The organism is Vibrio sp. (genome assembly GCF_047973365.1).
GTDB lineage: Bacteria > Pseudomonadota > Gammaproteobacteria > Enterobacterales > Vibrionaceae > Vibrio.
The window spans coordinates 1-5,791 of the sequence record NZ_JBKEBW010000051.1; the positions used below are offsets into that span (position 1 = coordinate 1).

General features: G+C 45.5%; 3 protein-coding genes and 1 pseudogene. 1 reads left to right on the forward strand and 3 read right to left on the reverse strand.

What is annotated here, in order from left to right; genetic code table 11:
• Positions 1-760 precede the first annotated feature (760 nt).
• Together guaA and guaB are read right to left on the reverse strand one after the other, a co-directional pair.
• On the reverse strand, positions 761-2,314 hold the full coding sequence (gene guaA, locus ACK5MF_RS07265) for a glutamine-hydrolyzing GMP synthase (RefSeq protein WP_416920785.1): 1,554 nt from the start codon (positions 2,312-2,314) through the stop codon (positions 761-763).
• Between the two features lie 172 nt (positions 2,315-2,486).
• The gene (gene guaB / locus ACK5MF_RS07270) at positions 2,487-3,950 is read right to left on the reverse strand and encodes an IMP dehydrogenase (protein ID WP_416920787.1); all 1,464 of its coding nucleotides are present in this window, start codon (positions 3,948-3,950) and stop codon (positions 2,487-2,489) included.
• A gap of 231 nt (positions 3,951-4,181) precedes the next feature.
• Between guaB and xseA the strand changes: the two genes are divergently transcribed.
• A complete protein-coding gene (gene xseA / locus ACK5MF_RS07275; RefSeq protein WP_416920789.1) occupies positions 4,182-5,513 on the forward strand; it encodes an exodeoxyribonuclease VII large subunit in 1,332 nt (443 codons plus the stop codon).
• 102 nt (positions 5,514-5,615) lie between these two features.
• On the opposite strand, the pseudogene ACK5MF_RS07280 reads toward xseA, so the two are convergent.
• Positions 5,616-5,791, reverse strand: a pseudogene (locus ACK5MF_RS07280) (group II intron reverse transcriptase/maturase); the annotation flags it as partial.

Consider the following 5,791-nt stretch of genomic DNA (forward strand, 5'->3'; position numbering starts at 1 on the left):
GTCGGTCTACTTCACTCTGCTTTGTAGCCTTCTAGCTCAATGGCAATCTACTACAGTTAGGCAAAGTTACTCCCATGTACGGTTTCTCGTTTCAGTGCACCACTTCCACAGCCCACCAGACCGGAATACCCCAATATCGAGTTTGTTTGTGTACCACTAAAAAAAAACATCAGCTCATCAAAGACTTAAAGTATGCTTCCTCCCTTCGCAACACTGATAAGATATTGGCTAGTCAGTGCCCCACCAAACGCAGTGCAGATGGTCAGCTCGGTTTTCTCCTCCACACCTTTACTGGGCTTCTCTGGTCGTGCCTTACTTACTTCTACGGATTCATCTGCCTCCTCGCACCATCATTCACCTTGAGTCACCTCTTGATGGATGCTTCCGGCATTTGCCCGGATGTGGTGTCAGGCTTCCCCAGTTATTGCACTGACTCCCTGTTAGATATCCCAACCTCAATCACAGTATAGTTCTGACTAAGTATTTGTCATTGCGCTATTTTGGACGCTTACCCACCTGTACCGCCGAAACAGCTTACGGTTAGTTGTTTACTTCTAACTTCCTATGGCTTCCTTCAGACCCCTCCGTTAGCCCGTGACGCCCTTGCCATTCGGATTGTATTCCCCTTAGTCAGGGTGACTCCACTTTCTTTCAAGTGGACGGGTTTGCCAGCTTTGCTGGGCAAACAAAAAAGCCCATGTAAACATGAGCTTATATATAATTTTATGCTTATTAGTGTCAGCTAATGCCTAACGTGCAATTATTCCCACTCGATGGTTGCTGGCGGCTTACCAGAAATATCGTAAACAACGCGAGAAATGCCGTTCACTTCGTTGATGATGCGGTTAGACACTTTACCTAAGAAATCATAAGGTAGGTGAGCCCAATGTGCAGTCATGAAGTCAATCGTTTCCACAGCACGTAGCGAAACAACCCAATCATATTTACGACCATCGCCCATTACACCCACAGAGCGTACAGGTAGGAACACAGTAAATGCTTGAGAAACTTTGTTATATAGATCTGCTGCGTGAAGCTCTTCAATAAAGATAGCATCCGCACGACGCAGTAAATCACAGTACTCTTTCTTGATCTCACCAAGAACACGAACACCTAGACCCGGCCCTGGGAATGGATGACGATAGAGCATGTTATAAGGAAGACCAAGCTCTAGACCAATCTTACGAACTTCATCTTTAAACAGTTCACGTAATGGTTCAACCAGACCCATTTTCATATCGTCTGGCAGACCGCCAACGTTATGGTGAGACTTGATTACGTGCGCCTTACCTGTTTTAGAAGCTGCAGACTCAATCACGTCAGGGTAGATAGTACCTTGTGCCAGCCACTTAGCGCTGGACAGTTTCTTCGACTCTTCATCAAAGATATTTATAAACTCGTGGCCGATAATCTTACGCTTCTTCTCAGGATCTGATTCGCCTTTAAGCGCATTCATAAAGCGATCTTCAGCATCGACTTTGATTATATTCAGACCAAAGTGATCACCAAACATGTCCATTACCTGCTTGCCTTCGTTAAGACGCAGCAGACCATTATCCACAAATACACAGGTTAATTTGTCACCGATAGCACGCTGTACAAGCATAGCAACAACAGATGAATCCACACCACCAGAAAGAGCCAGAATGACTTCGTCATCACCCACTCGCTCTTTAATACGAGCGACAGCGTCTTCAATGATCGATTCAGATGTCCATAGTCGCTCACAACCACACACACCAAGAACGAAGTTCTCAAGCATTTGCAGGCCTTGTTTCGTGTGCGTTACTTCCGGGTGGAACTGAACACCGTAGTATTTCTTCTCTTCGTTCGCCATAGCAGCAAACGGACAAGTGTCTGTTTCACCAGTTTTTACGAAGTCAGTTGGGATCTCAACCACTTTATCACCGTGACTCATCCAAACATCTTGAATTTCTGCAAGATCTTTGAATAGAGCAGATTCACCAGACACTTTAACTTGCGCGTAACCAAATTCGCGCTCTTCTGAGCTAGCCACTTTGCCGCCTAGCTGTTCTGCCATGGTCTGCATGCCGTAACAGACACCGAAAACAGGAACACCTGAGTCAAAAACGTATTGAGGTGCGCGAGGAGAGTTTTGTTCAGTGACACTTTCTGGACCACCAGAAAGAATAATGCCGTCAGGATTGAATTCGCGAATGTCCGCTTCTTCTACGTCCCAGCTCCACAGTTCACAGTAAACATCGATTTCACGTACGCGGCGCGCAACCAATTGGGTATATTGAGAACCGAAATCTAGGATCAGAATTCGTTGATCATGAATGTTCTTGGTCATATTGAGCAATCTTATCAGCTAAATGGAGGATCGGAGGCGAGTCTACTCGCCTCTCTGTAAGTCATCAAGTAAAAAAGCAAACGTTTACGTCGAGCAAATATTCGATGAGGAAACTTGCCACTACGGTCAAACGTTTCTAAGCTAAACTCGATTATTAACCCAAACGCGGTTATTAACCCAAACGATAGTTTGGCGCTTCTTTCGTGATTTGAACGTCGTGTACGTGTGACTCAGCCATACCAGCGCCAGAAATACGCACAAATTCGGCTTTAGTGCGCATTTCTTCAATCGTAGCTGAACCTGTTAGCCCCATACTTGAACGTAAACCACCCATCTGTTGATGAACAATCTCTTTCAGACGACCTTTGTATGCGATACGACCTTCAATACCTTCTGGAACCAGCTTGTCAGCTGCGTTATCAGATTGGAAGTAACGATCTGAAGAACCTTGAGACATTGCACCCAAAGACCCCATACCACGGTAAGATTTGTAAGAACGACCGTTGAATAGAATGATTTCACCCGGAGCTTCTTCAGTACCTGCGAACATTGAACCGACCATAACACAAGATGCGCCTGCGGCGATTGCTTTACAGATGTCACCAGAGAAACGGATACCGCCGTCAGCGATGACTGGAATTCCGTATTCATTTGCCACTTCAGCAGCATCAGAAATCGCTGTGATTTGAGGAACCCCTACGCCCGTTACGATACGAGTTGTACAGATAGAGCCAGGACCGATACCCACTTTTACTGCACTAACACCAGCATCAATAAGTGCTTTAGCACCAGCACCTGTGGCTACGTTACCGCCAATGATGTCTAAATCTGGGTATGCGGCGCGAGTTTCTCGGATACGGTTTAGAACACCTTCTGAGTGACCGTGTGAAGAGTCGATAAGTAGCACGTCAACACCCGCTTCAACTAGCGCAGCTACGCGCTCTTCGTTACCAGCGCCAGCACCAACGGCTGCACCTACACGTAGGCGACCACGAGCATCTTTACATGCGTTTGGTTTACGTTCTGCTTTATGGAAGTCTTTTGCTGTGATCATTCCGGTAAGTTGGAATTCATCGTTAACAACCAGTACTTTCTCGACACGAGCTTCGTGCATTTTCTCTTGTACTTCAGCGCGAGTAGCACCTTCTTTTACCGCTGCTAAACGCGCTTTAGGCGTCATGACTGAATCTACTTTTTTCGATAAATCAGTCACGAAACGAACGTCACGGCCGGTAATGATACCCACCAGTTCGTTGCTTTTGGTTACCACAGGGAAACCCGCAAAACCGTGTTTTTCAGTGAGGGCTACCACATCAGCGATTGTTGCTTCAGGGTTGACTGTCACTGGATCAGCAACAACGCCTGCTTCGAATTTTTTAACTTTACGAACTTCTGCTGCTTGCTGCTCGATTGACATATTCTTGTGAATAAAACCGATACCGCCTTCTTGTGCAAGAGCGATAGCTAAACGAGCCTCTGTCACTGTGTCCATAGACGCAGAAATCATTGGAATATTTAAAGTAATATTTTTAGTTAGCTGCGTATGTAGATCAGCAGTGTTTGGGAGAACGGTGGAGTGTGCTGGTACGAGCAGAACATCGTCGAATGTCAGCGCTTCTTTGGCAATTCTAAGCATTTGCAATATCTCACAATTTAGAGGGTAAATATAAAAAACAATCCAAATGCTCGTTCGTCTCGATTCTTTGAATCTTGTTGGAAAGTTGCATTTGGATTAGATATTGCGAACGGATTATACGCCCGACGCAATCGCTTGGCTACACATTTTTTTCATTTGAATTTGCATTTCCTCCCTTGATATGTATTATATTGCCGCTAATTTCCATACTCACGTCTGGTTGAAAAATTAGTGCCTTCCAATACCAATCCAAACATCTATACCGTTTCTCGTCTTAATGCTGAAGTCCGATTATTACTAGAAAATGAAATGGGCATCGTTTGGTTACTTGGTGAAATCTCCAACTTCTCTGCTCCTGTTTCTGGTCACTGGTATCTCACCCTTAAAGACTCACGTGCTCAAGTTAAATGCGCCATGTTCAAAGGCAACAATCGCTTTGTGAATTTTAAGCCGAAGAATGGTCAGCAGGTATTGGTAAAAGCTCGGCTATCTCTCTACGAACCACGTGGAGATTATCAAATCATCATTGAAAGCATGCAGCCTGAAGGCGATGGTCGCTTACAACAAGAGTTCGACCAACTAAAAATGAGGTTGGCTGCTGAAGGTTTGTTTGCTCAAACATTAAAGAAAAGTTTGCCGGAGCATCCACGATGCGTGGGGGTCATTACGTCAAAAACTGGCGCAGCTCTACACGATATCCTGCAAGTTCTTAAACGTCGCGACCCTAGTTTGCCTGTTATCATCTACCCTACTCTGGTTCAAGGTGAGGAGGCTGCGATTCAAATTGCCCAAGCGATTGGCTGTGCTAACTCCCGCGCAGAGTGCGATGTGTTGATCGTTGGACGAGGCGGTGGCTCATTGGAAGACTTATGGTGTTTTAACAACGAAATTGTTGCCCGCACCATTGCCGCAAGCCAGATCCCAATCATTAGTGCGGTTGGGCATGAAATTGATGTCACCATTGCTGATTTCGTTGCCGATGTTCGCGCTCCGACGCCATCAGCGGCCGCGGAATTGGTCAGCCGCGACAACACCAATAAAAAGCAAGCATTTCAGACATACCAGCATAAAATTGCTAGCGCTATGCGTCATTATTTTGCGCAGCGAAAAGTAGAATTGAAGCAGTTGCAACATCGCTTAGACAGGCAGCATCCCGCCAATCGTCTTCAACGCCAACAACAGCAGCTCGATGAATACAGCATGCGTTTAGAACGAGCGATTCAAGCGCGTCTCAACAAAACACAACAACATATTGATAAGCAAAAACATCAGCTTCAACTGCTATCACCGGAAAAAATTCTGCGTACTCAGCAATATTTGTTATCCAGTAAACAAAAAGAGATGAGTGAAGCGATGAAGCGATACCTGGTCTCTTCCCGTCATACTTTCACCCGTTTGACTGATAAAATGAATGCAGTTAGCCCACTGGCTACGTTATCGCGCGGCTATTCGATCACGCAAAATGCTCAAGGTGATGTGATCCATGGTGCCAGTGATGTGCAACAAGGTGAGTTAATCGTTACTCGCTTAAAAGATGGCGAAATACGCTCAATTGTGAAGTAAACCTCCGCTTCCTTTCTCTTTTGCGAAAATAAAATCGAGTAGGGTGAGGCGTTACCGCCTCATCCCTCTCACAGAACCGTACGTACGGACCTCGTATACGGCTCATGCATACTTCCATTCAGCATAATTGCTAAACACATACCCTGTTCCTACTTGCTCAAGATTTACCAACCCCAGTTCGTTGAACCATTGGTTTGGCATCGCATAACTGGCTAGAGGACTTTGCGCATTTCTCCAACTACTCATTCGGATAAATCTAAACGGCGGCTTATATCCAA

Excerpts from the sequence above, each read along its gene's own strand:
- guaA (WP_416920785.1), bottom strand. The coding sequence starts at position 2,314 with ATGACCAAGAACATTCATGATCAACGAATTCTGATCCTAGATTTCGGT.
- guaB (WP_416920787.1), bottom strand. The coding sequence starts at position 3,950 with ATGCTTAGAATTGCCAAAGAAGCGCTGACATTCGACGATGTTCTGCTC.